The organism is Arthrobacter antibioticus (assembly GCF_030063205.1).
In the GTDB taxonomy this organism is placed as follows: Bacteria; Actinomycetota; Actinomycetes; order Actinomycetales; family Micrococcaceae; genus Specibacter.
This window is the reverse complement of record NZ_JASISQ010000001.1, coordinates 500,905-526,157: the sequence shown is the minus strand read 5'-3', so window position 1 is coordinate 526,157 and position 25,253 is coordinate 500,905. Positions and strand designations below refer to the sequence as shown.

The window sequence follows — 25,253 nt, the reverse complement described above, 5'->3', positions numbered from 1 at the left end:
ACTGTGGATGCCGGCGTTCGTCGAACTCACCAAGTTGGTATTCAGGAGGATCAACTTGCAATTGAAAAACCGTACCTGTTGCCTCGGCCGTCCATGGTCGATGGTCGTCTGTCCATGTCGCAATTGACGGCCCGAAATTCGCCCACTTTTGTTGTTGGGCGTTTCCAATGCCTTGAATACCTGACTAATTTTGGAGAAGTCCCCGATGAATATGCGCGCCAATCGATTCGTTGCCATCCCCCGAATGGTCGTTGACCGAAGCGAGCTACCAATGCCCAACTTGCCGGAGGTCAATACTGTTGCACCCTCCTACTCGTTGGATTCCGGATTTCTTGACGCTTCCCGAGCCGACGATTGTTGCAATTTTGACCGGGATCCAACCTTCCTATCGGAAGTTGTCTCCAAACACTCAGTCGTTTTTCTACTGGGCGAACCGGGTATCGGAAAGAGCGTGGCGTCCCATCAAGTGGCACAATCCCTTGCTTCCATTTCCGGCTGCCCGATAGTTGAGCTGCATGCACAGGACATTGATGCAAGTCTTCAGGCAACGAGGGATGAATTGGGTGGCTACCTGGCCGAGTTGTCGCCACGATCCGAACCGGGCGCACGGTCGGGCAATGTGGCCTGCAAAGAGGAAAGGGCTGAAACAAACCTTGTTGTTGTCATAGACCAGGTTGATGAATCGGGAAAATCATCCCGCCTGCTGGACTGGATCGCAAGGTTGCTGGGACCTAAAAACCTTCAAGGAGTATTGGTCCTAGTTGTTTGTCGAACCGCCGACTTCCCGGCAGGTGCTAAGGATGCCTTTGTTCGAGCCGGCGTCGCTACCAAGACAGTCGACCTTTTACCTCTAACCGTAGAACAAGCCACCAGCATGGCTGAGTTCTCCTTGTCTTGCAGTTTGAGCCGGGCTTCAGCCTTCATCCAGCAGATTGCTGATCGCGGACTTGGTGCCCTCGGTGCATATCCACTGACCTTGGTCATGCTTGCCCGAGTATTTGAATCGGATGAAACGCTCCCTGGCGATCTCCTTCAGGTTTTCCACCGAGCGGCTGCGGTACTCCTGAAGGGCTATGACGCTGAATCTTCAGGACGGCGTAGTCCAAGCTTCTCTACAGAGGAGTTACTTCTTGTTGCCGAACAGCTGGCCGCCATTTCACTGATCTCAAGTCGACTTACTATGCACGAGTCTGGAGTTCCGGTTGAAGATGACCATCGATGGTCAGCTGAATCAATTGTCGGCAGCCGGCTTAGCATCGGCGACACAAGGTTGCTGGTATCGAATGACATAGTCATACAAGTCTTGAGGAGCCCGCTATTCATTGGGAGCCAGACCAGCGGCTTCACATTCAGACACGGCTCCATCGTGGCATTCCTGGCCGCCAAAAGATTCGTCGACTCTGGATCCTCTGCCGACCAGATCCGACAGATACTGGTGCCCGCGCATCTTCCGAAGGATTCTAGAATTGCCGCTCCACATCGGGAGTTTGCATCGTGGCTCGTGGCTATGGATCCGGATCGCAACGGTTGGATTCTAGATGCTGATCCCCTCACGATCATTGAACACGCTCGACTAATTTCGTCAGACCAAGTTCGAACGATGGTCATCAGAGTGCTGTTGAAGAACGCAGGGGACTATGAACTCAGCAATCTCCGCTGGCAAAGAAACTTCAACTTCCTACGCTTTGACGGGGTAAGCGCCGTAGTCAACGATGCCTACCTCCACTTCACAAAGTCCGACGATTCCTCGTGGGACGCTGCAGCTGGGCTCCGTCTCGTTTTGCGATTGATGGAACAACTTCCAGACCCAATTTTCCTGCCCGCACTACTAGCAACTTTGGACAATGAAGCGGCACCTGCTCACATTCGGGCACACGCTGCCAGGGTTGCCTGGGATATTTCGGTGAAGGAGACCAAGTCCACTGCGCGAAAGGTACTTGGGTCGTTGGTGACACGGGAGAGGATTCTGGCTGTTGATCGTTTCGACGAACTTAGGGGGCAGTTATTGACGCTTATGTATCCAACGGAACTTGATGCAACGCAGCTCAGCTTGCACCTGTCGAGACCCGCTAACCCGGAGATGTTTGGCGTTCTGACGACTTTCGTCCTCGGACTCTCGGACAGGATTCCGTCAGAACACGTAGACGAACTGCTTAATTGGCTTGCGGGTGCCGCGGCCACGGATTCTGAGTCCGCGGAGTCTGCGGGCAGCGAAGCCGACCAGCACGAAGCCACCCCTTCGCGCACAATCCGAGCACAGATTGTCAACCGAGCACTGGAACTTCGCCTTGGTCAAGAGGCGATGGACATCATCGCCAAAATCATCCTTGATTCCCTAGGCGACGACGAACCAGTTGAGCTTTGGAAGGAAGTTCTCCCTGAAGGGACACGACGACGATTGGTCGTATCTTTGGCCAGAGCAGCAGCCATCGGCGGTGGAAGTGAGGGAACCCTGTGGTATTTGGCTCATATGATCTCGAATATACGATTGCAATCAAATCGAGGCAAATCGAGGACCATGGTCGCTTCCGACGGACCCGCCGGGGACTCCAACCTCCTGAGTCCCCCTGATCTCGAGTGGCTTCTCGGCGTCGGGGCCGGACTATCAGACATCGAATCCGAACTAGCTGACGTCATTGATGCCTTCGTCTTTGCCATCACGAATATGGACGACCCTGGAGTGGGTGAACTATTGTGGCACCACAATGGAAGACGCTACGCCAAGACGGCTTGTAAGTTCTTCGAAGCTATTGAGATAGATTCAACGGAGGCTAAGGAGCTTCGAGAGAGACACGAATACGCCAAGAGACTAGGACAACGGCAGTGGCCTGGCCGAGTCGGTTTTGTCGAGAAGTGGACTGCCTCGAGTGACGACCTACTTGCTGCACGACCTGGTTCAGACGCATTGGTATATGCGAACCTCATCAACGCCATGATGGTCGATCTAGATACTGGCCGCTACAGCTTCGACCGCACCGATGACATTACATCCTTTCCTGGGTGGGGAAAGATAGCCAGCGCCGACACTGGCTTGTGGGTCGAGGCAAGCAGGTCCTACTTGGAGTCTTCCCATGACCATTCGGACGATTCGCTGGAAACGCATGTAGACAACATATACGCGACTGCCGGCTACGTCGCACTGGTCCTCCTAATCCAGTCCGGCAGTGAAGACAAAATGGAAGACATAGCTTGGGCGAAATGGTGCGGCTCGATCATCACCTTTTGGGCTACCAGCAGTGACGAAAGTTCCCGAAAACGCCGGCAGGCACTTCTCAAACTTGGCCTTACGAATGCGCCAGAGCATTTTATGTCTGTTCTCAGACGGTGCATTGGTACTGAAACCCAGTGGCGGTCTTATTCCGATGAGATCGAGCTCATTGATACGGCCTGGCACCCTCAGATTCTGGAGCTATGGTGCTCTTTGGAAGAACACATTCGTGAAGCCGGTGGTTTGACGAAGTCCAAGGCAGCTGCCGGGGGCCAGGCTGATGCCAGTTATCCGGATCACGAATTATCTATGAAGCTCATGACCTGGCATGCGATCGTCAAGAAGATCGTTGACTCCGATCCCGCGAGGGGGCTCGCGCTTCTTGAAGGGATCATCAGATCAAACAACAAAGTCAGCAGATCGTGGACGATCGAGGCGGCCAGTCTATTGATGGCTTACGGCACGGACGCCTCGTGGCAGGTCATCCAGCAGACGGCAAAAAGCGATGAAATACTCTCTCGCGACATGGCTTTGGCTGCCGCGAGACCGAGGCAGTTTCTACCTCCGCTCACTGCATTTTCACCGACAACTTTGAGAGAACAATACGACTGGCTCGACGATCTCTTTCCTCGGGTTCCATCTCCCTCGGGCGTTCATACTGTAGGCCCTGAAGAGGAGGCTGGCCGCTGGAGAGACTCCCTACCAGCTCAAATAGCCGCAGTGGGCACAGCCGAAGCACTTGCCCAATTGAAAGATCTCCACTTGCATAACCCGGAAGACCTAAACTTACGTGCAGTACTTTTGGAGATTCGCGACAGATTGTCCGAATCGGAATGGCAACAACCGACGCCGGGCGAGGTCAATAGCCTGCTCGCCTACTCAAACCGCAGGTTTGCACGCACGGACGCAGAACTGGCATCAGTCGTCCACCAAGTGATTGCGGAACTGGAATCCAACCAGTCAATTCTCGCTGACCTCCTTTGGAACATGATCCCCAAGAACTACACGGGCGAGGGTGTCGGTGAGCTGTGGCAACCGAAATCAGAGGCCGCCATGTGTGCCTATCTGGCCTTTGCCCTGGATCTGCACTTCAGAAACAGAGCGGTTATCGTGAATCGTGAAGTGATGATCAAACCCACAAATCACCAAGGGGCAGGAGAACGCACCGATCTGTATGTTCAATCACGCAGCTTCAACAACGTAGGGACTTCAGGCCCACCCAACGAGACGAAAGTGGTCATCGAAGTAAAAGGGTCGTGGAACGCGGGTCTTATGTCGTCACAGGAAACTCAACTAGCCTCGAGGTATTTGCCCGAAGTCGACAGTGTTGCCGGGATTTACATCGTCTTTTGCGCCAGTCTTGAGCAGTGGAGTGACACCTCGGACCATCGCCGTGCATCGGCCAGGCGCCTCAACTTGAGTGATGTCGCCACAAACCTCGAAGCGCAGGCGCAACAAATACGTATCGACACTGGCCGCAATGTGATTCCCATCCTCTTTCGGATGACACGGCCTACCGTCATCACCTAAGCCGACAGCGGAGTGTCCCTCAGACCTCTTCACCGAGGTCACCCATGTTGATGAACATGGGGAAGAACGGTCCTGATTCGTTGAGGACGAATGATCTTTTTTGCCATGCTTTGAACATAGTTGCTCCCATTTAAAGCCTAGTGGCCATTTTATGGGCTCTTCGTAATTAGGCATGGTTGGCGGGTTTGGTCCGGTACGGGCGGTGGCCGCCAACCATGCCTAATTACGAAGAGCCGCATTGTCGGACTTCACCTCACCTGTCACCGAACGCCTGAAGTACCTCGCTGTTGTCTGGCGCCTCATGCGTTTTCTGAACGTAGTGCTTGCTGGTGATCTTTTCGCTTGAGTGGCCGAGCTGAGCCGTCGCGGCGGCGATGCCCTGGGTGTTGGCGAGGATCGTACCAACGGACTTGCGGAACGTGTGCGGCGTGACCCAGTCGTAGCCGAGGGCCTCTCGGACCTCGCGCCATTGCTTCCGGAAGCCATTCGGGTCACGAATCGTCCCCACGCTGGAAGCAAAGACAAGGCCAAGGTCATTCGTCCGTGCAGTATCGGCCTGGCGCCGGCGGAGCATGTCAACCGCAAAAGAAGGTAGAAAGTATCTCTGCCGCGAGTTAGAACTCTTTGGGTGGTCCTGAATTTGCAGACCACTCAAGCCCTTGACTTTGATGACCGTCCCATTGATCGTCACAGTTGGCTTTTCGGCCTCGAGATCTACATCGGTCCACCGGATGGCCATTGCCTCGCCGATGCGGGCACCGGTGGCCAGCATGATGTCGACGACGTCCAGGATGTCCTTCTCGTGCAGTCCGTTGGGGCGCCCAGTGGGTTGCTGCCACGCATACACGCCCCTGCGCAGGGCGATAACTTCGTCGAGCGTCAGTGCTCGGACTTCCTTGGTGACAATGGGGATTTTTGCAACGTCCCTTAGTGGATTGGTACTGATGGCGCCGTGCCGCGTCGCCAGGCTGAGCATTCCGGAAAGGATGGACTTGCACATCTTTGCGGTCGTGGGTCCGCTATTGGTTCGGATGGTCTTGAGGAACCTGTCCAAGGAATTGACGTTGGCTTCCCTAATGGTGAGCTCACCTGTCCCCGGCAGGATGTGAGTGTCAAGGAGCTCCCGGTACCGTTTACTGGTGTTGGCGGCCCTGCCAAGGTCTTCAAATTCAGCCCACCAAATCCGTGACAGCTCGCGCAGCTGCATCTCCGGACGGATCTCATCCTCGTTCACGGGGACAAGCAGCGTGAGCTTGTGAATCAGAGCCGCTTCAGCCTTTGGCCCAGAGGCTCCCCAGGCTTCGTACCTGCGGACGACGCCGTCGAAGGAACGGAACTTGGCGCGGGCACGCCAAATCTTGGGTTTGAGCTGCATGCGGGTGATCTGACCCCAGGTGCCCAACGGCAGGCGCGCTCTAGGCAAAGTGATCTTCCGTCGTTGCGAGCCACTCATTCAGGTCGCTCCGGCTGATGCGCAGGTGCCGGCCAATCCGGTGCGCTCGTGGACCAAGGTGCTTGACGCGCCACTGGTAGAAGGTCTGCTCCGGAATTTGCAGTTCCTTGCAGATGTCCCGTGGGGTCAGCCATTCCTCAGCGATTGCTGCGGTGGACGGGACGTGGCTAGTTTGCTCACTCATCAGATGCTCCTGTTCAACATGGACGTTCCCCTTCCATGGTGCAAAGACTCTGAAACTACCTGACCGTCGTTGCCATCGTGAAGAACGACGGCGGTCATCTCACCCAGCGCTACAGCTCGGTGACAGAAGATCTGCCGGATACTTTTACGCTGAACATCACAGAGTCATTGAAGCTCGGGCCGCGCACAACATGGCTTCCCATGGGACTTCCCGCCACGGGTTAGACCTTGGGTGCCAGACGCGTGAAGGATTCTTGATATTTGTTCCATCGTCGGAGCATAGTACGGTTTTGAATTCAGGTTGAAGGCTGCGCTACGAGGTCTGAGTTCAAGAATGAGGTTTGCCTTAGCAGCCTTTTGGAATCGTCGATGCGGCTCAATTGGGGGAGCCGTCATTGTGTTATCGAAGACTGTGGCAGCCATTGACTCAGCGATGTCTGGGACCTCGGCAAAGATCTACTCCCCGCGCCCAATGAACTGGAGCTCATTCCGGACAGAGTGCTCAAGACCGAAAGAGATACCATTGAGATCGTGTTAGAGGGGTCAGTGGCCTAACTTGGCGTCCATGTTTCCCTTGACTACCAAACTCCGGCGGATCAAGAGTCAACATACCAAGCTCGCGAATATAGTTTGGTACCCCACGACGCCGCTAACAAATGGCTCCGTAGTTACCTGATCAATTTAGATTGTGCGGTAACGGGGTCATGCAGGACCATCGGGGAACAGGAATACTGTATGGAAGGCGGCACTGCTATCTCGGTAACGAGAGATCTTTGGCCGAATGCCCCAACGCTTAGTCACGATGTAGTGGGTATACGGGGTGGGTGAGGCCATACCTTTGGCAATCACAGTTGCTAGCCGAACCATAGTGGCCTCGCTGCAGACATCAGCATCGACACGTACTGGTGGGAGCTGGATTTGATTGCCGTTGCTGGTCAGGAGGAATGTCGCCAATATGTTGTGATGACTGTGAGAGATTTTCGAAGCAAGCATTGGCAGTTGAAGAAGCGTGTCGGCTAAATCTCCTGAATCCGTGCGACTTCTCAGTCCAGATCTTGGCCAAATATCCAGATGAATTCCGATTGTTGGTTCAAACGGCCGTAGTTTCTTTTTGCGGTAGGATATGATTTTTTGATTAACAAGTCGTCCGAGGCTGAAACCTGCCATCAGGAGCTTGCCGACCATAGGTATAGATCGAAGCAGCCATTCTAAAAACTTTGAAGGTCCCACAGCAGCACCTATGCCAGGACGGTACCCCCTAAGTAGTTGTATGCCACGCGAGTTGAAATACTCTTTGACGGTATCGAAGATGGAATCTGAAAAAGTGTCTTCGTCGTAGATTCCACGGGCTCGATTGGGGGTTATAGACACGAGCAGGCCTGAAAAATCGGCCACATCTTCCATTGGCAGCAACACCAATCAGCTCACCTTTAGCCCTTCATCAAACGACTTCAGCACTAGCTCAAGCCGGTCAAACGTGGCGTCTCCAAACAACTCATCCGCCCCGGTGGGCGCCAGTTCGCTGTAGGGGGAGTCGTAGAGCGCGCCGATATCCACCGAGCCGTTCTCGGACAACTGTGTGGTCAGCACAGCCAGGAAGTCCAGCTGTGCGGCGTTAAGGGTTGCGCCAGCAATGAACTCGGACAGGGCTTCCTCAATGGCTGTGCGTTCCAGCCCCACCAGCGAACGGACAAAGTGGGCCAGGCCCTCGGTGCGGGCCCGTGCGAGGTCCTCCTGCGTGCCGGCGCCGCTTTCCTCAAGGATGCGTTCCAGTTCAGAGAGGTCCATCGGAGTCAGTGGCTTGTTGCGGCGCAGGCGCTGCAGTGTGGCTAGGTCCAGGTGGGAGCGCAGGTACATCTGCGCCTTCTGGCGGTAGCGGTCAAAGTTGTTCACGCCTGAGTGGACGCCGTCGAGCTGGATCTCCACCAGTTCGCCCAGTTCGTCTTCAAAGTTGGTGTAGACCACGTTGCGGCGCTTCTTCTCGATCAAGTGGACCAGCCCGCGCAAGTTTCGCCGGATCGATTCGAGCCACTCCAGGGAGACGGACTGCCACTCGTTGTCGTCGGCTATTTGTTCCAGCAGGACCAGCACCGGTGAAATGGCTGGGTTGTTGGGCTGGTCGGCCAGAGCCGCGGCGATGTCTTGGATCTTCTTGCGGTATGTGTCCACGGCGCCGGGATCCACCAGGGATGCCAGCTGGGCATTGAGCACGATCAGGTCAAAGCGTTTCGCTTCTTCCTTCTCGGCAGGGGATCCCTGTCCGGCAACTTTGGCTAAACCGGTTTCCAGTCCGGCCACGTCCTCATCGGACAAACCATCCCAGCCCTCCGGCGTCGAATATTTCTCAACAGCCTGCCGGTGCGGCTTAACCAGGAAGTTAGCAGCAGGCAACAAGGAAACTTGCCCGGAAAGCCCCTGCACCAGGTCCGTGACGAGGGACAGAGACCCCAGCCCAGCAGCCCGGGAAGCCACCAGCAGATTGGCCCTCGTGGCGAATGTCGCCTCGGAGAGTGACTTGCCCACCGAGCCCTCGTTCCCGGGAAGTCCGGCGTTGAAATACTCGGCGTTGCGGCAGAGGTCGAAGATAAAGAAGTCCTGTTTGTCCTGGCCGGGACCGTAAAGGTCGGGGCGCAGACGCGTGCCGCGCCCCAGCATCTGCCAGAATTTCGTCTTGGAGCGCACCATCTTGAAGAACACCAGGTTGACGACTTCCGGTACGTCAATGCCGGTGTCCAGCATGTCTACCGACACGGCAATGTGCGGGTTGTCTTCAGTGCGGCTAAAGGAATCGATCAGACTCTCCGCATACGTCTCCTGGTACGTGATAACGCGGGCGAAGTGCCCTTTCAGATGAGGGTAGTTCTTGTCGAACTGGCGGGCAATGAAGTTCGCGTGGTCGTTGTTCTTGGCGAAGATGATGGTCTTGCCCAGCCTGTCGCCGCCGGCCACCTTGTGCCCGCGCGTCATCAGCACTTCAAGCGCCTTGTTCACGGTGTCGGTGTTGAACAGCCAGCTGTTAACGACGGCGGGGTCCACAGCATCGGGGATCTCACCTTCCTCGTCCCATTCGAGTTCGTCCCACTGCTCCTTTTCTGCTTCGCTCAGATCGTCGTAGCGGATGCCTTCGTAGGGGAACTTCAGTGGCACCGGCACAACACGGGGCGGCACGAGATAGCCGGCCTCGATTGCCTCGTCCAGCTCGTAGGCGAAGGTGGGGACGTTGTCTTCAATGTCGAACATTGAGTAGGTGTTGCGGTCCACGTCGGCCTGCGGCGTGGCGGTCAGGCCCAGCAGCAGCGAGTCAAAGTAGTCGAAAATAGCCCGGTACTTTTGGTAGATCGAGCGGTGCGCCTCATCGACAATGATCAGGTCGTAGTGTCCAATCCCGAACGACGGCTGACCATCTGCGCCCCGCGCACTGCCGGAAATCATGTTCATGATGGTCGGGTAGGTGGCCAAGTTGATGCGGCTGTCGGTGTCGTTGTCGCGCCCCAGGATCGCCGGTGCGCTGCCGGGAAGGTGGGTTTTGAAGGCCCTCGCCGCCTGCTGGACCAGGGATACCCGGTCGGCAAGGAACAGGATGCGCTTGGCCCAGTTTGCGTCCATGAGCAACTTGGACAGTGCGACGGCGGTCCTCGTCTTCCCGGTTCCCGTCGCCATCACAACAAGGGCTTTTCGGGACGAGGCCTCGAAGCTTTCCGTCACCGCGCGGATGGCACTGTGCTGGTAGTTGCGTTCCACAATGTCGTTGTCGATCGGCTCGCCGGCAAGGTGGCGGCGCGTGGTTCGACGCGCGACCATCAGTTCCAGCTGGTCACGGGTGTGGAACCCCTGGGCGGGGCGGTCGCCGTACAGGGCATCGTCCCAGATCCATGTCTTGTAGCCGTTGCTGTAGTAGATGACCGGGCGGCGGCCGAACTTTTGCTCGAGGCAGTCGGCGTACAGCTTGGCCTGCTGCTTGCCCACCAGCGGATCCTTGGTGGAACGCTTTGCCTCAACCAGGGCCAGCGGCAGCCCATCGGCACCCCACAGCACATAATCGACATAGCCGACCCCGCTGGAACTGGGCATCCCGGTGACCGGATACTCACGGTCCTCATCCTGCGTCAGCGGCCATCCGGCGTCGTGCAGGTCCTGGTCAATGAGGTAGGCGCGGGTCAGTGCCTCGTCATAGTTGTGCACGTCCGGGGTAGCCTGGTTGCGCTGCTTGGCCGCCGCAACCTGGGCCAGGGCCTCCGCGAGCTGGTGTTCCAGTGACGTGGACGCGGCACGGGCTTCAGCGAGTTCCTTGTCCTTTGCGGCAAGCTCATCAGCGAGCTTTGCCACGGCTTCCATGGAAGAAGGAGCAAGTGCCGGAGTCTTCAGCTTCGGCTTGAGCAGTTCGAGATCGAACGCCATGCCGGTTGCCGGCAGGTTCGCAGCGTCGATCGTGTAGGTGCGGGCAAGCCAATAGCAAACATGGAAGAGCTCAGCCACGGCGAACTGCGAGTTTTGGGGAGAAGGATCAGACTTGCCGTGGACGGCGTTGTTGCCGGCCTTGCGGATCGCGTTGAGTTTGCTGGTGACGGTGCTGCCCACCAGCGCTTTGAATTCGAGCTGGTTCAGCAGGCCATTGAAGTCCCGCTGATACGGGTACGGGATGGCGGATTCATGCTCGTAAATCCAGTCCACAATGTGCTCGGCCGTGTGGCGGGCATACATCATGGACACGCGTGGATCTATCCAGGCAAACTGCTCGGCCTTGCGGGCCCGCTGCGCCAGGTCCGGCCACTGCGCCGACATGAAAGCGAAATTGCTTTGCACTTCCCCCAAGACTGCTCCATTCGTATCAACAATTGTTTGCTTGACTCATTGAATCATGCAGCAGTGACAGAACCGGAGTGCAAGCCGCTCTTTGACGGTACGGCGCCCATTTGCCCTGAATTACGATGCCGGACAGCTTGCGTGGGTGCGTCAGTTCACTGTTGCTGCGGTGTTTGAATCTCAAACGTGCCAGGTGACTTTGACGATGACCCGCAAGTGATGACCAACGTGTTCTGGATTGATATGTTCAATAGCTGCCGTCGCAGGTGCGGACTCAAATCCCAGCAGCGCCAAGTAATCCAGAACTGGTGCAGGGACGTAACCCAGGCGCTGATCAGTAGTGGTCAGAAGTTGGCGCGCGCGCCGATCGAACAGATTTTCCTGCTCGGGCACGACTTTCAGCTGGGATCCCTCAGTGAACTCGCCGGCATTCACAGAATTCATAACAGCCGCATCCTGGTGCCGTAGACCATGTACGGGGACAACGAATGCAACTGTTTTGGCAGTCAGGTCAAGGTCAGGTTCACGGAATAATTCATAGGTGTCTGCAACACGGTGTCCAAATGAGCGGCCAAGAATTTCGAAGGGTGCTGCATCAGCGTTTAACCCCATATTGCTTAGCCACTCTGGACGATCTGGGCGCTTGGAACCCATCAGCCTGCCCGAGAAAAATGGGAACATCACTGTGGATGTATAGGTTGATTTTGGATCACGGAAGCCTGGAATGGGGCGGAAATCCTTGTTGTCCTCGACGGAGGCAAAATACTTGAACTCGTAGGAGCCAGACTCGTTCATGCCGAGGCGTCCCAAAAGGATGTAGCGACGAGTGTTCGGGTTCTGCCAAGTGACCAGCAACCCGCGGTCATCTGTCTGCTGTGTCCAGCGTGGCTCATGCATCAGTAGCTGAGACATTGACGAAGCCTTTCCAAGTTGGACTGAATGATATTGGTTGCAAGACTAGTTGCAGGTAGTGACATTCTAGAGGAGGTAAGCGCTTCTATGGCTTCGGCTGCCGGAAAGTCATTGATCCGGTGGCGCCAATGTTCTTGAGCCTGGGGTGAGCATCCGGCCAGAAAACTGCAGGCAAAGTCTACCAAACTGACGGTCTTGCCAGATTCAAACCTATGCGCGGTAGCCTGGGCTGCAAAGTCAGGGATCAGCTTTGGTGACTCAAGTAGTCGATCCCGTTTGTCACCGCGATTGCTGATGCCAAGGCTTGTTGCGTGGTCAAATGATGGCGCGAGGTGCAATTCGCCGGTCTGAGTAGTTTCGACGGCCCAGTTCTGGCTGTGCCGGTCTGTGTTCCCGATGAGGGCATCGAATAACAAGTAGCCGGAAAACCAATCTGCGGCCGACAGTGTGGGATCGTAACCAATAGGGCCCTGGATCTGCTCAAGTAGCGCGCGGATCGTGGCGAGGCTGTGTCCGCGTGACTGCTTGTCTCTTGGATCAAAGTTCTTTGTAAACTCAACAAGATAGGACGCGGCTTCTTCCATCTCATGGGTTGGGTCGAGGATCACATTTCGAGAGATGCACCCAGTAGTTTCGGCATACCGCGCCAACTCAACGGAGGCCGCCGGAATGCCCAGTAAATTCGCTATCCGGCTTGTAGCGGCTTCGCAGGAGCCTTCGTCCTGACTTCGATTCTGACGGTTGGGCTTGTAGAGCCAGCGTTGGCTCGTGCATGGATCCACGAACCAACGCTTGTCGGTTTCTCCAAGCGGCTCGTCGTCAGCCCTGCGCCATGAACTTAGATCGATGACGGGTAGTGGAGAAGCTGACATTAGGCAGCCTTTCTAGGAGAGGGGATGAATACTCCTTGCACCTATATCCAATCACTGAGATTCAAGGATTATCTCGGGTAAATTATTCGGCTGACCCGGATTCATCTAGCCGTGTCTCGAATGCCTGGCGGACAATTCCTAAAACCTGTGGCAATGAGAACTCATCCTTGACCATCATTCTGAAGTTTCCGATTCCCCAGTGGCCGAGCTTGCTAATGTCCCTGCACAGCCCATGAGGATCATCAAGTAGGTGGCTATCAATCTTCACTTGGACTGCAAGTCCTTTAGCCATGGGGAAAGCATCCACGAAAGCCTCGTCCATGACAAAGTTTGCCCAGTTCTTGGTGAACTCTTCTGCCACGGTTGGGTCGAGGGCTAGCACTTCTTCTCGTAGAGCATTGTAGAGATGAGCCCAGGGTCCGGATGTAAGCCCCGGGTGGTCGTCCACGGTGTATTTGGGTCTTTTGGGAGTACCTTCCTCGACAATCAGGTCCGGAGCGACGGCCGGTTTTACCCAGATTTTAAGTGCAAGCTGAGCCAGAACCTGCGCCCTGCTGACGATAGCGTTCTCATCCCACACTGATGCAGAGCGAACAGACTCATTTAGTTTGAGCGGGCTGGACTTGAACCCACCTTCCATGGACATCTTGGCCGAGAAACTCTTGTCGCTGTACTCGGAGTTGTAGCCAGTTAGCGTCAAGTTTCCTATGGTGTGAAGCCACTTGGTCCGGACGTCTGACCAGTTGGGGCCGAGCTCAGCCTGCCATGACTCAGGAAGATTCGGGTTCTGCGGCATAACATGCTCAATGGTGTAGTCGGCGATGCTGATGGGTTCCTTGCGGCCATGGTTTTCCAACTTGCGGAGCAGGTACAGTCGGCGTTGGAAGTGGTAGGAATCGTTGATCTGAAGCTGTTGGACAAATTCCTCATCACTAGGAAAACGCTTATAGCTCTTCTGTAGGCCTAGCGAAGCCACAAAGCTATCCGAATACCGGCTCTTGTCTACCTGCTTCATCATCCGAGCAAATGTCAGGTTGAGGGAGTTGGTAGGGATGGAGCAGACGGCCCTGCGGAAAACGTAGGACTCGATGGCCCTAGCTGCGTCGATCAGCTGTTGCTTACTGAGCAGGTTGTACTGGTCATAGTCTGCGTACAGTTCCAAGAGTACAGGGTAGGCTACATCCACCTTGAGTGATGCAATATCGTGGAACACGGATTGCAACGCAGGGTCCTTCTCCGCCCCAAGTGCAATAGCGCAGTAGTACTCCGCATGGGAGCGCACATCAGAGAGTAAGTCCTCCAAAGCGGCGTCTGCTTCCTGAGGATCATCAGGCAGTACAGACTTCGCATAGGTTTTGAACGCCTCATAGATGGCGTTCTTCTTGGGAATGCTATTGGACTTAATCGTCAAATAGTGACGTACGAAGGGGTCAAACTGCTCTGTGTATGCCTCCTGGCCGAATGCCATCTCCATGGGCCGCCAGTAGTTTTTGTACAGTTTCGACTGCAGCCCTGGTTCAAGTCCCATCAGCACATAATTGCGGATCAGGTCCGCTTGGCTGAGTTCCTTCCCAGTCGAATTCATCGACTCGAAGATCAACTGCGGGTTTTCTTGGTCTCGGTTGAGAGCGATGTCCACCACCATCAGCTTCTGCAGGCCGTGGCAAATGACGGCCAAGTCTTTGCCCTTAGCGGTATAGTTTTCCAGCTTCTCCACGAACCACGTGAAATTTTCGTGGATGCGGATGGAGACTTCGTTAGGCATTGGGTTGTCGTCGACCAGTGCGCACAAAGTGTCCTTGTCCGTCTGCGTGAGGACGAGTTTGTACCTGCGGTGATCGACTTCGTCGTCATTGATCAAGTATCGTTTTGCGATCTTGGTGGGTGAAAACCCGTCTGCCGGCTCTTGGGATTCAACGGGGAATTTCTTGATTGCCAGCGCCAGCGCCTTGAGGAACAAAGTTGTCGAAGTGAGCCGTTGTTGTCCATCGATGACCAGCAGCGGCTCATGCGAAGTGAGATTGCTTTGGCCCTTGCTGATATGCACAACCGAGCCGATGAAGTGGGCATTGATGTGATCGCTGGCTCCAGCTCGTGCAACGTCATCCCACAGCGTTTGGCATTCCTCAGTGGTCCACGAGTACTGACGTTGGTACAGCGGAATCTCAAATTGTTGCGCCTGACGCAGCATTTCAAGCAGTTGGGCTTCGGACGCTTTCATCTACAGTTCTCCTCTAAATGCGCGGTGTTGCAGGGACGCGAAAAGGGTGTCCAGTTCCCCCAGCTGGGTGCGGTGCTTTTCCTTCAAGCGGTCGACGCCGGCCACTCGCCTTGCGAAGGTCTGCTGCAGTTCCGGTGGCGGTACAGGGATGCTTATTGTCATGACTTTGGCTTTGGAGATATTAACCATGGATTGGGCTGATCCAGAAGCTAGAGCCTGAATCTCGCCTCGTTGGTTTACATGCTGAAGGACTGATGCCAGATAGACATTGCTAACCGTGTCAGGATCGCTGATGCAAAGTCGGAAGATTAGATCTGGAAGCAGCAATCTTGGTGGAGTCCGGTTAACAAGGCACACTGCCGCGACAAGGTCAGGGGTGTTCTTTCTTGAGAACAAGACGTCTCCTGCCTTCACCTCAAGTCGGGGATCTGGTTGGCTGTCAGCAAGTGCCTTGTTGTGGTTAGGAAGCCAAGATTGAGTTGAGATTGCACCTAGCTTCAGGACTCCCCATTCACCGTCTGTAGCAGGTCGAGCGAGACAGACTGGGCTTCTGCCGCTTTCGATAGATGACAACAGAGCCGACATCGGGGCTTTTGGCCAGCCAAGCTCATTCGAAACGGGGTCGCCAAACATGTCGTCGAAGATCGACCGGGTCAGGGCGTCGAGGTGGGCGAGGGCTTCGCGGCGCTGGGTGCGGAGACGGTCGGCCTTGTCCAGGATGGTCGCGATTCGGCGCTGCTCAGGGAGAGGCGGGAGGGGAATGGGCCATTCTCTGAGTATCGACATGTTGATGTTGTTCTGGGCTATCCCACGGCTGGTCGCTTCGAATGCGGAGGTCGACGCATCGAGGAAATGGCGTAGATAGTTGGTTTGTACGCGATCATGGTCAAGCTGAAGCCCGGCGATGGCTTGGTTACTTGCTGCTGGAATACCAAGAACTGCCGTACGGCCAATGGTCGCGAAGATAGAAATTAGTAGGGTCCCAGCTGGCCAAATTTTTGCCGAGCTAGTGGCCAACCCTGTCTCGGTGATGGATTCTGTCGTTGTAAGGACAGTTCCCTGAAGCATGTCGCCGATTTTGACCCACGGAATGTCACCGTTGAAGTTGGACTGGGTGCCGCGGCTCGGTGTGCCACCGGACTCAACTTTGCAGATCTCTCCGAGCTTCACAACTGTCACTTCAACAGCTCCCGAAGTTCTGACATGCCGATCAAAATGGAAGCTTCCAGTTCGTCGAGGGCGCCGAGGATTTCTTCGGGGGACTTGTGGTTCACCTCGTCGTACTCGATTTCCTTGTAGCGGTTGAGGGAAAGGTCGTAGTCGTTGGCTTCGATCTCGGAGCGGGGGACGCAGAAGGACTGGTCGGTTCGAGCCCGGGTGAGTTCCGTCGTCGAACGTGTCATCCAACGGGAGAAGACATCCTCAAGATCGGAAGTTGCGAGGGGTGTGCGCTTGTCGTCGAGGGAGAAACCGTCGCTCTTGACGTCGTAGAACCAGATATTCTCCGTGCCACCGGCGTTGGTCTTGGTGAAGAACAGGATGGCGGTTGAGACTCCGGCATAGGGCTTGAAGACGCCGGAGGGGAGCTTCACGACGGCATCGAGGCGGTGGCCGTCGACGATCAGCTTGCGCAGTTCCTTATGCGCCTTGGTGGAGCCGAACAGCACGCCGTCCGGGACGATCACCGCTGCGCGTCCACCGGGCTTGAGCAGGCGCAGGAAGAGTGCCAGGAACAGAAGCTCCGTCTTCTTGGTCTTGACGATGCTGAGGAGGTCTTTGGCGACGTTGTCGTAATCGAGGCTGCCAGCGAACGGGGGATTGGCGAGGATGAGATCGTATTTTTCTTCCTCTGTTTCGTGGAGGTTGGCCAGGGAGTCCCGGTAGGTGACCTCGGGGTTTTCCACGCCGTGCTGGAGAAGGTTCATGGCGCCAATGCGGAGCATGGTGTTGTCGAAGTCGAAGGCGTGAAACTGTTCGTTGTGGTAGAACTTTGCCGTCTCCGAGTTGGTCAGCAGCGTTTCGTTGTTATCGCGCAGGTACTCGGAGGCCTGGACCAGGAAGCCGCACGTGCCGGATGCAGGGTCGCAGATTACCTCGAGCGGCTGGGGCGCCTGCATCTGGACCATCAGGTCGATGATGTGGCGAGGCGTGCGGAACTGTCCATTGGTGCCTGCCGTGGAGAGCTTGGAGAGCATGTACTCGTAGAGGTCGCCCTTGGTGTCCTTGCCCGACATGTCCATGGCGGAAATGACGTCAACCACGGTGCCGAGTACATTCGCGGTGGGGATGGTGAAGCGGGCGCCTTCAAGATGCCTGGCGTAGCTGGAGGCCTCGCCGTTGGACTGCGTGTGCAGGTCCTCGCGCAGGAACGTGAACATGCGGTCAGTGAACAGTTTGAACATCTGGTCCTTGGACAGGTCCTGGAAATTTTTCCAGCGCAGATCACTCCACGGACGGCCCAAATGGTCATTGCCCAACGGGAACGGCAGGTTGTGGGCTTGTTTCCCCGTACGTAGCGCCTGCTTCTCGGCTCGGGTCTGGGCTTCATCCAGCCGCTTCAAGAAGAGCAGATACGTGACCTGTTCAATAATCTCGATGGGGTTGGAGATGCCGCCGGTCCAGAACGTGTTCCAAACCTTGTCTACCTGGGACTTAATTTCACCTGTGATCACCAATCGAGTTTAGCGCCGGAAACCTTACTGGCTGGGCCGGTCGATTCTGCCGCGTGTTTGGTGCGCTACTCCTGTTGTCGGAAATCGCTGGAGCCCAACTGGGCCGGAATGACACAAGTGCTCGTCGACGTCCGGTAGCCAGCGTCCTGTGCTCTCGCTATGCCGAGCTCCGTAGCATCCCTACCGTATCCGGTGATCGACGCCAGACGAGGTGACCGAGGGGTAAACCAGCCACTGAGGTGCTGAAAAGGGGGAGTGATTTCTGAAGAAAATTTGTCTGAATTGGGGGAGTAAAGGGGGAGTTGGCCATTTTTCGCACTAAATGCCTCTGACCTGCGGAACATATCCGCAGGTCAGAGGCCCTTTTGGTGCCCCGGGCGGGAATTGAACCCACGACCAAGAGATTAGAAGGCTCCTGCTCTATCCGCTGAGCTACCGAGGCATGGCCCTATAGAGGGACCGCATCTAAATTATCAGGTTTATTGCATTATCTCTTCCTCCACCGGTGCCATCACCCAACGGTTCGTCCACATTCGGGTCTTGCCCACTTCCGGATGCGGTCACGCAGGCGTTTGCTTGATCCAAGTGAACACCGCCGCAGCTGCGGCTCAACGAAAGGCAGAGCAATGGCTAATCATGTCAGCATTAGAGGGTTTGTAAGTTCCGAATTTGAGATGCGAAACACTACTACTGGGCTGGTTATTGGAAACTTCCGGATCGGTTCAACCGAGCGGCGCCAAGATCCGATCACCAAGTTGTGGGTTGACGGTCGCACAAATTGGTATCGGATAAACGTTTTTCGATCGTTGGCGCAGAATGCCGTTTCCAGTATCCACAAGGGCGACCGCATTATGGTCATGGGCAAGCTCAACATCAAGTCTTTCCTTCGTAAAGACGGCACGCACGGGACCAGTGTCGAAATAGATGCGGAGAGTGTGGGTCCGGACCTGCAATTTGGGACTGCCCTTTTCAGGCGCATGGCAAGCGCGCATCCTGCCGGAGAGAATGGATTTGCACAAGAGTCCAACGCTGCGGCGGGGACGCACCTTTCTGTAGTGGGAAATGATGAAGACCAAACCTACGATGACGCCGATGATGATACCGACGGCGAAGCCGACCAGCTCCATGGGTTCGCGGCAGTTGCAGCCGCGATTCACGCCCATGATCAAGATGGTGAAGACGACGACACTGGGCCCGAGGACGATTCTGGTCTGAACGACGGCGAACGGGCAGATCATCAAACCGGTGAGATTCTAAAGACTGCCGCGCCTTTCTAATTCTGAACTCCTCATGCGCAACAGACAAGTCCTGACCGTCATGGCAGACTGGTCAAGTGACTTTGGAAAAGATGACATCCCGTGATCAGTCTGCGCTGCACAGCATTAGGGCTCGTTCTTTTGGAGCCGCAGTTCTGTTAGTCGTGGCACTGGCTCTAGGAGGGTGTTCCTTACTGCCCACTGGGCCCGCTGATTCCGGTTCGGTTCAGGGAAGCCCCACTACAGCTGCGGCCAAGAACTCCAGTGAGGCGGAAATGGAACCCACGGAACCTCCAACTGCAGCGCAAGAGCTCGCCACCAGGATAAGAGACTCTCTCACTGAGCTTGCTGGCGTTACAAAGTCGCCAAACCGGGACCAAATGATGTCCGCCATGCTCGAAGCCGGTGCGGAAAAAGACAAAGTTGAACTGTCCATCGACATCACCCCAACGGGACTTGCCGTTGATGCCATAGAGTCAGCAGCCCCGGTGGGAGAGGAATGTGTGGTTGGCCAGGTACGCGACGGCAACGTTGCAGTGACAATACTTCCCGTCTTGGCATCTGGACGCTGCTTCGTTGGCGACGCCCACTAGCTCTATGCCGGAAATCCGCTACTAAGGAGATATCCCTACTAGCGAGGTACTGCTATAGAGCGCTACTGCGGGAAGAAACCAGCTACCCAAAGCGCGCAATGAGGCGTCAACTACAGGCTTCCAAACGTAGTTCCAATGCCGGGTTCCTCACTTAGCCGTAGAGGAATGTGGGATATCCGCTTGCACCCACTAACCTTGGGACTATGGCGGAATTTATTTATACAATGTCCAACACCCGTAAGGCTGTTGGCGACAAACTCATTCTTGACAACGTAAGCATGTCTTTTTATCCCGGCGCCAAGATCGGTGTTGTTGGGCCTAACGGTGCTGGCAAGTCCACCATCTTGAAGATCATGGCCGGCTTGGATACACCTTCCAATGGTGAGGCTCGCCTGAGCCCTGGCTACACTGTGGGCATTTTGCTCCAGGAGCCGCCGCTCAACGAGGAAAAGACTGTTCTTGGAAACGTCCAAGAAGGCGTTGGTGAAATCTACGCGAAGATCACCCGTTACAACGAGATCTCTGAGGAAATGGCCAGCCCCGACGCTGACTTTGACACTCTGCTCGAAGAGATGGGCAAGCTGCAGGAAGCCATTGACACTGCCGACGCCTGGGACATTGACTCCCAGCTTGAGCAGGCCATGGACGCATTGCAGTGCCCGCCTGGAGATGCCGACGTCACAGTACTTTCTGGTGGTGAGCGCCGCCGTGTTGCCTTGTGCAAATTGCTGTTGCAGAAACCTGACCTATTGCTCCTTGATGAGCCCACTAACCACCTCGATGCCGAAAGCGTCCAGTGGTTGGAGTTGCACTTGAAGAACTACGCTGGCGCAGTCCTAGCCGTGACTCACGATAGGTACTTCCTGGATCACGTCGCCGAATGGATCGCCGAAGTGGACCGCGGCAAGCTGTACCCCTACGAGGGCAACTACTCCACGTACCTGGAGAAGAAGCGCGCCCGCCTGGAAGTCCAAGGTAAGAAGGACGCCAAACAGGCCAAGCGCCTCACCGAGGAACTCGATTGGGTTCGCTCCAATGCCAAGGGTCGCCAGACCAAGTCCAAGGCGCGTCTTGCACGCTACGAGGAAATGGCTGCCGAGGCAGATCGTACCCGCAAGCTCGACTTTGAAGAGATTCAGATTCCACCAGGCCCGCGTTTGGGTGGAATCGTGCTCGAAGCAGAAAACCTAAAAAAGGGTTACGGCGATCGCGTTTTGATCGATGGCCTTTCCTTTACACTGCCGCGCAACGGCATCGTTGGGGTCATTGGCCCGAACGGTGTGGGTAAGTCAACGCTCTTTAAGACCATCGTTGGCCTTGAAGAGCTGGATGGCGGCAAGCTCAAGGTGGGCGACTCCGTCAAGATTTCCTACGCTGACCAGAGCCGTGGCGGCATCGACCCAGATAAAACACTCTGGGAAGTTGTCTCCGATGGACTGGACTTCATCCAGGTTGGACAGGTAGAGATGCCTTCTCGGGCCTACGTTGCCGCATTCGGCTTCAAGGGTCCGGATCAGCAGAAGAAGGCAGGTGTGCTCTCCGGTGGTGAGCGCAACCGGCTGAACTTGGCGCTGACCCTGAAACAGGGTGGCAACCTTTTGCTCTTGGATGAGCCCACTAACGACCTTGACGTGGAAACTCTTAGCAGCCTTGAAAACGCTTTGCTTGAATTCCCGGGCTGCGCCGTAGTGGTATCGCACGATCGCTGGTTCCTTGACCGGGTCGCGACTCACATCCTTGCCTATGAAGGCACCAATGAGAACCCGGCCAACTGGCACTGGTTTGAAGGTAACTACGACTCCTACGAGGAAAACAAGGTTGAGCGTCTTGGCGCCGATGCGGCACGTCCGCACCGCGTGACGCACCGCCGTCTCACACGCGACTAGCGCCTCACACGCGACTAGCGCCGACCATGCGTGAGCGTGGCTCACGCATGGCGCAACAATAATGGCCGGCCCCACTGGGACCGGCCATTATTTGTTGCCTAACATCTCTCAGCCGCAGACTTATTCCTTTGGTGTTCCTTCGGGGATTCGCAGCATGCCCTCCTGAGCAACTGAGGCGACAAGTACGCCGTCGCGGTTGTAAAAACGGCCAAAGTTCAGTCCACGTGACTCGGAGGCGCTGGGGGATTGGGCAACATAGAGCAGCCAGTCGTCAACCTGCAGCGGGCGGTGCCACCACATGGCGTGATCAAGACTGGCAATGCTGATACCCCGGGTTACCCAGCTGATTCCGTGGCGGCGCAATGAAGGCTCAAGCAAAGTGTAATCGCTGGCATAAGCAAGAGCGGCCCGGTGTAAATTCTGGTCCGTTGGCATCGGGCCGAGCGTTTTTAGCCACACTGCCTGATGTGCCACATGCTCGCCCTTGACATCAAAATAAATGTCAGAGCCCACATGGCGAATATCGAAAGGCCGTTCATAGGCCCACGCCCTTGCCACAGGGTGATCGATGCCACCCAGGAGTTCAGCTGTTGTTGGAAGTGTCTCAGGCGCAGGAATCCCTTCCGGCATGGGTTCCTGATGCTCCATACCGCTGTCGGGGCGCTGGAAGGAGGCGATCATGGACAGGATCGGCACACCACCTTGGTAGGCATGGGTACGCCGCGCTGAAAATGAGCGTCCATCACGCAGCCGCTGCACACCAAAAGTTAGGGCTGAGGAGGCGTCGCCGGGGCGCAAGAAATAGCCGTGCATCGAGTGCACAAGATGATCGCTCTCCACCGTGCGGGTTGCTGCAACCAATGACTGAGCCAACACCTGGCCACCAAAAAGCCGCGGTTGTGGTGCGGTCTTATCGCCGCGCCCCACAAAAATATCTTCATCTGTTTGGGCTCCGCCAGCATCGGAAAGCTCCAGAATGCGCAGGAGTGATTCCATGGGGTCGGTGTTGGTTGGCATCGAATTCATAAACGTGACTCTATGCGTCCGCAGGTCCTTGCGACAAATGGACTCCCCGGTGTAGATACAGCCATTTTCAGCCGCAATACTGTGACCTTGCCGACTTCGATTGGTGGCGCCTGGGCGGCTTTGGCATGATGAAAGCATGGCATCTGGTATTGATCTCTCACAGCAAATCCGTTTCGGCGACATTGATTCCTATGGTCACGTCAACAATGTGGTTTATTTGCAGTATCTTGAGGATGCGCGCGTCCAGCTGACTTACACGGAACTTCCCGACGGCGGCACTTTCCAAGACCTTATTGGCACGGATTTATTCACGCTGGTGGGGCGAAATGAAATTGAGTACCTTGCACCCATCAGTTTCCGGCCGCAACCCATCGTGGTACAAATTTGGGTCACACACGTTGGCGGCTCCAGCTTTGACTTCGGCTACATCATCACGGAACCTGACTCTTCGGTGATTTACGCACAAGCTGCCACTTCCATGGTTTTGGTCTCGCGTAGTACCGGGCGTCCAGTGCGCCTCACCGACCAACAGCGCACTGCATTAGAGGCGTGGCGCGGGGACCCCGTCCCGTTCAAACGCAGCCCGGCACGCCCAAGCAACCCCGCACTTGTTGAAGGAAGTATCTGATGTCCACCACCACTAACACCGACGAACTGCTACTGGAAGACGCTGGAACGCTGGCGGATTTACGCACCTTTGTGGCGCGCGCCCGTACAGCGGACGACGGCGCTATTCGGCTTCAGGGGGCCGGGAACGTACTTGCGGCGTATGTATGTGTTATGCGAGGCAAGCTCCTGGGCGAAGGTACCCCAACGGTTCTGGGCCTGCGCACCATGAGGTTGGGGACGCCGTCGGACATTGATGTGACGGTGTCGCTTTCCTCTGTGGCGGATCGCCTGGCACGCATGGATACAAATGATCTTCGGCTGCCCGTGCCGCCCATTAGCGTCAATGAGTCATGGGCAGGTGTCAGTGCACCACGCGGTGCATGGGAGGAGCTTGGCACGGTCTCAACTGACAATCTGATCGAGGTAGCCAAGGCGGGGGTTCAGGAAATTGGCCAGATCATCCCGGTCAACCCGGGCGCCATGTTGGTCAACAATATCCGCGCATCGGTCTGGGGCCGGCCGATGGAAGGCCTCCCAGGCGATGTACCTGGCGGAGCCGCATTCGCCGCGTACGCCCTGGGATTCGTGGCTCCCGGAGAAAACGGCATCATTTACCGCTCTCACAAGTGGCTGCGCGTCAGTACAAACCGTGGTCATATTCTGATCCGCCCCACGGCGTTCCTCTGAGCCCAACGGCTATTACATGGCGGCGGTTGGTGGAAGCCTCAGCCATTGCCAGAAGAGCTTCTAGAGCTTCTGTGCCGGCTCTGACGCAGCGTTGACAAGTGAGTGTGCTGCGCGCTCGAGATAATCCCAGAGGGTGGCCTCATGCATGGGAGAGAGCTGCACGGCATCGACGCCCTTGCGCATGGCTGCCAGCCAACGGTCTCGGGCCTCCGGGGTTACCGCGAATGGAACGTGACGCATGCGCAGCCTCGGGTGGCCGCGTTCTTCCAAGTACGTCCGCGGACCGCCCCAATACTGTTCCATGAACATCAGCATCCGGTGCTCTGCCGGGCCCAAGTCCTCCTCCGCATACATGGCGCGCAGCAGTGGATCTGCGGCAATGCCTTGGTAAAACACGTGAATCATTTTCTTGAATGTCTCGTGACCACCGATTTGCCCATAGAACGTGTCAGAGTAATCCGCGGGTTCGGCCTCTTCCCCGCTCACGACCGAGTGGGAGGCAGCTGGCCCGGTTGTGGATGGCAGCTGCCGGCCCCTCGTGGTTGGAATCGGCAGCATGCGGGCCAACGGTTCCCCAAAACGTGAGGGAATGGGGGTGCCCTCCGCGGCGTCATTCTCGGCGGGGCCGTTGGCGAAAGGAGAAGTAGGGTTATGCTCGGTGCTCATGGCGTTGAGAGTGCTTTCTAGTTTATGGAATCGGTAATTTAGTTCGTGCCCGGGCCGGCAGGGTCTTCCTGGACCGGACGGTAGTTGCCTTTGGAACGGTTGCCTAAACGCATGATTTCGCCGTTGCGGATATACCACAGGGTGCCGTTCTCTGCTCTGACACGGGTGATGCGCAACCCTAGATATTCAACTGAGCCAACCACTTCACTTGTTTCAATCACATCGCCAATACCGTATTGATCCTCGATGGTGATGAAGATGCCGGCGAGAAAATCGCGGATGAGCTGTTGGCAACCAAAACCAATGGCAATGCCCAACACCCCTACGCTTGCCAGCAGCGGGGCGATGTTGATTTCAAAGGCGATCAAAATATAGAAACCAGTGACGACACAAACCACTGTGGTTAGCACTGAGTTCAACAACGAGCCGATGGTGCGGGCCCGCTGGCCGCGACGTTCATTATCCAAGGCACGGATCATAGGATCAATGTTGCGCAGCATGGGACCGGCCCAACGCAGGGACCGGTGCTGTAGGTATGTGCGCTCCGCCATGGCTCGTTTCACCACAATGCGGATTAGGTAGTGAAGTACCAACCACACCAGTATGCCAACGGCGGCCGTGATACCGGCAAGGGCCAGACGCTCCAGGATAGTACCGTCAGAGCCGATGAATAACT

The 25,253-nt window shown here is 56.1% G+C and carries 19 protein-coding genes and 1 tRNA gene; 7 read left to right on the top strand and 13 right to left on the bottom strand.

Translation table 11 applies throughout. The annotated features are described in order from the left end of the window. Positions 1 to 271 precede the first annotated feature (271 nt). On the top strand, positions 272 to 4,738 hold the full coding sequence (locus QMG40_RS02410; RefSeq protein ID WP_283527522.1) for an NACHT domain-containing protein: 4,467 nt from the start codon (positions 272 to 274) through the stop codon (positions 4,736 to 4,738). A gap of 253 nt (positions 4,739 to 4,991) precedes the next feature. Here the strand turns inward: QMG40_RS02410 and QMG40_RS02405 are convergent, their stop codons facing one another. Together QMG40_RS02405 and QMG40_RS02400 are read right to left on the bottom strand one after the other, a co-directional pair. Continuing rightward, positions 4,992 to 6,191 carry a tyrosine-type recombinase/integrase gene (locus QMG40_RS02405; protein ID WP_283527520.1) on the bottom strand — a complete coding sequence of 400 codons (1,200 nt, stop codon included), beginning with the start codon at positions 6,189 to 6,191 and terminating at the stop codon, positions 4,992 to 4,994. Further along, positions 6,154 to 6,375: a helix-turn-helix domain-containing protein gene (locus QMG40_RS02400; protein ID WP_283527517.1), complete on the bottom strand. Its 222-nt coding sequence runs from the start codon at positions 6,373 to 6,375 to the stop codon at positions 6,154 to 6,156. The genes QMG40_RS02405 and QMG40_RS02400 overlap by 38 nt, the downstream gene beginning before the upstream one ends. Positions 6,376 to 6,452: 77 nt before the next feature. On the opposite strand from QMG40_RS02400, the gene QMG40_RS02395 reads away from it, so the two are divergent. Continuing rightward, complete coding sequence (locus tag QMG40_RS02395; protein WP_283527514.1) at positions 6,453 to 6,599, top strand: hypothetical protein; 147 nt, start codon at positions 6,453 to 6,455, stop codon at positions 6,597 to 6,599. Between the two features lie 477 nt (positions 6,600 to 7,076). On the opposite strand, the gene QMG40_RS02390 is transcribed toward QMG40_RS02395, so the two are convergent. The 8 genes from QMG40_RS02390 to QMG40_RS02355 all read right to left on the bottom strand — a co-directional run bounded on the left by QMG40_RS02390 (position 7,077) and on the right by QMG40_RS02355 (position 18,296). Then, positions 7,077 to 7,778: a hypothetical protein gene (locus tag QMG40_RS02390; RefSeq protein WP_283527512.1), complete on the bottom strand. Its 702-nt coding sequence runs from the start codon at positions 7,776 to 7,778 to the stop codon at positions 7,077 to 7,079. Positions 7,779 to 7,793: 15 nt separating this feature from the next. Then, positions 7,794 to 11,177, bottom strand: coding sequence for a DEAD/DEAH box helicase family protein (locus QMG40_RS02385; protein ID WP_283528592.1), 3,384 nt, complete (start codon positions 11,175 to 11,177; stop codon positions 7,794 to 7,796). A gap of 180 nt (positions 11,178 to 11,357) precedes the next feature. Then, positions 11,358 to 12,089, bottom strand: a complete 732-nt coding sequence (locus tag QMG40_RS02380; RefSeq protein ID WP_283527510.1) for a hypothetical protein — start codon at positions 12,087 to 12,089, stop codon at positions 11,358 to 11,360. Further along, on the bottom strand, positions 12,074 to 12,961 hold the full coding sequence (locus tag QMG40_RS02375; protein WP_283527508.1) for a HipA domain-containing protein: 888 nt from the start codon (positions 12,959 to 12,961) through the stop codon (positions 12,074 to 12,076). Before QMG40_RS02375 ends, QMG40_RS02380 begins: the two co-directional genes overlap by 16 nt. Before the next feature lie 82 nt (positions 12,962 to 13,043). Continuing rightward, positions 13,044 to 15,182: a DUF262 and DUF1524 domain-containing protein gene (locus tag QMG40_RS02370; protein ID WP_283527506.1), complete on the bottom strand. Its 2,139-nt coding sequence runs from the start codon at positions 15,180 to 15,182 to the stop codon at positions 13,044 to 13,046. Next, the gene (locus tag QMG40_RS02365) at positions 15,183 to 16,361 is read right to left on the bottom strand and encodes a restriction endonuclease subunit S (RefSeq protein WP_283527504.1); all 1,179 of its coding nucleotides are present in this window, start codon (positions 16,359 to 16,361) and stop codon (positions 15,183 to 15,185) included. Continuing rightward, complete coding sequence (locus QMG40_RS02360) at positions 16,358 to 17,854, bottom strand: type I restriction-modification system subunit M (RefSeq protein ID WP_283527502.1); 1,497 nt, start codon at positions 17,852 to 17,854, stop codon at positions 16,358 to 16,360. The genes QMG40_RS02365 and QMG40_RS02360 overlap by 4 nt, the downstream gene beginning before the upstream one ends. Before the next feature lie 366 nt (positions 17,855 to 18,220). Next, a tRNA-Arg gene (locus QMG40_RS02355) sits at positions 18,221 to 18,296 on the bottom strand. Positions 18,297 to 18,480: 184 nt separating this feature from the next. Between QMG40_RS02355 and QMG40_RS02350 the strand changes: the two genes are divergently transcribed. The 3 genes from QMG40_RS02350 (at position 18,481) to ettA (ending at position 21,589) form a co-directional block, all read left to right on the top strand. Beyond that, a complete protein-coding gene (locus tag QMG40_RS02350) occupies positions 18,481 to 19,131 on the top strand; it encodes a single-stranded DNA-binding protein (RefSeq protein ID WP_283527500.1) in 651 nt (216 codons plus the stop codon). Between the two features lie 56 nt (positions 19,132 to 19,187). Beyond that, positions 19,188 to 19,703, top strand: coding sequence for a DUF6993 domain-containing protein (locus QMG40_RS02345; RefSeq protein ID WP_283527498.1), 516 nt, complete (start codon positions 19,188 to 19,190; stop codon positions 19,701 to 19,703). Positions 19,704 to 19,906: 203 nt separating this feature from the next. Then, positions 19,907 to 21,589, top strand: coding sequence for an energy-dependent translational throttle protein EttA (gene ettA, locus QMG40_RS02340; RefSeq protein WP_283527496.1), 1,683 nt, complete (start codon positions 19,907 to 19,909; stop codon positions 21,587 to 21,589). A gap of 120 nt (positions 21,590 to 21,709) precedes the next feature. On the opposite strand, the gene QMG40_RS02335 is transcribed toward ettA, so the two are convergent. Next, complete coding sequence (locus tag QMG40_RS02335; RefSeq protein ID WP_283527494.1) at positions 21,710 to 22,615, bottom strand: acyl-CoA thioesterase; 906 nt, start codon at positions 22,613 to 22,615, stop codon at positions 21,710 to 21,712. A 136-nt stretch (positions 22,616 to 22,751) separates the two neighbouring features. Here QMG40_RS02335 and QMG40_RS02330 point away from each other — a divergent pair, with 136 nt between their 5' ends. Further along, on the top strand, positions 22,752 to 23,243 hold the full coding sequence (locus QMG40_RS02330) for an acyl-CoA thioesterase (protein WP_283527492.1): 492 nt from the start codon (positions 22,752 to 22,754) through the stop codon (positions 23,241 to 23,243). Beyond that, on the top strand, positions 23,243 to 23,911 hold the full coding sequence (locus QMG40_RS02325) for a hypothetical protein (RefSeq protein WP_283527490.1): 669 nt from the start codon (positions 23,243 to 23,245) through the stop codon (positions 23,909 to 23,911). Before QMG40_RS02330 ends, QMG40_RS02325 begins: the two co-directional genes overlap by 1 nt. Positions 23,912 to 23,971: 60 nt before the next feature. On the opposite strand, the gene QMG40_RS02320 is transcribed toward QMG40_RS02325, so the two are convergent. Further along, complete coding sequence (locus QMG40_RS02320; protein ID WP_459252953.1) at positions 23,972 to 24,460, bottom strand: globin; 489 nt, start codon at positions 24,458 to 24,460, stop codon at positions 23,972 to 23,974. Positions 24,461 to 24,615: 155 nt separating this feature from the next. Continuing rightward, the gene (locus tag QMG40_RS02315; protein WP_283528588.1) at positions 24,616 to 25,245 is read right to left on the bottom strand and encodes a mechanosensitive ion channel family protein; all 630 of its coding nucleotides are present in this window, start codon (positions 25,243 to 25,245) and stop codon (positions 24,616 to 24,618) included. Positions 25,246 to 25,253 lie beyond the last annotated feature (8 nt).